Here is a 653-nt window from a genome sequence, read left to right as displayed (position 1 = left end):
TTTTCCTCCATGCCGGCCTCGGGCAGGCGCAGCACTTCGCCGATCTGGTCGATCAAGAGGCCGTAGGATTCACCGCGCAAATCGACGCCGACCGCCATCGGCACCTTGCCGTCCTCGGGCTGCGGCAGGCCGAGCCGGGCGCGCATGTCGACCACGGTGACGATGCGGCCGCGCAGGTTCAGCACGCCCGCGATCTCGCGCGAGGACAGGGGAACGCGGGTGACGCGCTCGGGCATGAACACGTCCTGGACCCGGGAGATCGGCAGGCCGAACAGCTGGCCGCCGATCATCGCGGTGACGTATTCGACCATGGCGCCTTCGGCGGATTGGGTCTTGCTCTTGCTGGTCATGTTGCGTGTCTCCTGGTCCCGCTGGTTACGCCGCTGCCCGGCTCAGCTCGGAGGCGCCGGCGGCACCCGCGGTCTGTTCCTTCAGCGCCGCGATCAGACCGGGACGGTCGAACTTGGCGACATAGTCGTGGAAGCCGGCCTGACGGCCGCGTTCGATCGCCGCCGGCGACACCAGCGCCGACAGGCCGATGATCGGCATCGCGCCCAGATTGTTGTCCGAGCGGATCACCTCGGCGAACTCGAAGCCGTTCATGTCGGGCATCTCGATGTCGGTCAGGACCACGTCGAAGCTCTGGGCGCGCA

Annotated in this window: 2 protein-coding genes; both read right to left on the bottom strand. The window is 67.8% G+C overall.

The genetic code is table 11. The annotated features are described in order from the left end of the window. On the bottom strand, positions 1–350 hold a 350-nt coding region (locus AC1RUR_RS38345; protein WP_492853348.1), incomplete at its 3' end, for a chemotaxis protein CheW. A 25-nt stretch (positions 351–375) separates the two neighbouring features. Continuing rightward, positions 376–653, bottom strand: a 278-nt coding sequence (locus AC1RUR_RS38340) for a response regulator (RefSeq protein WP_492853347.1), incomplete at its 5' end; no start/stop codon positions are given.

It is taken from the genome of Bradyrhizobium sp. GW821-FHT12B03 (assembly GCF_058807535.1).
Note: the sequence above shows the minus strand (reverse complement) of the source record. Positions and strands in the feature narration are given on the sequence as shown.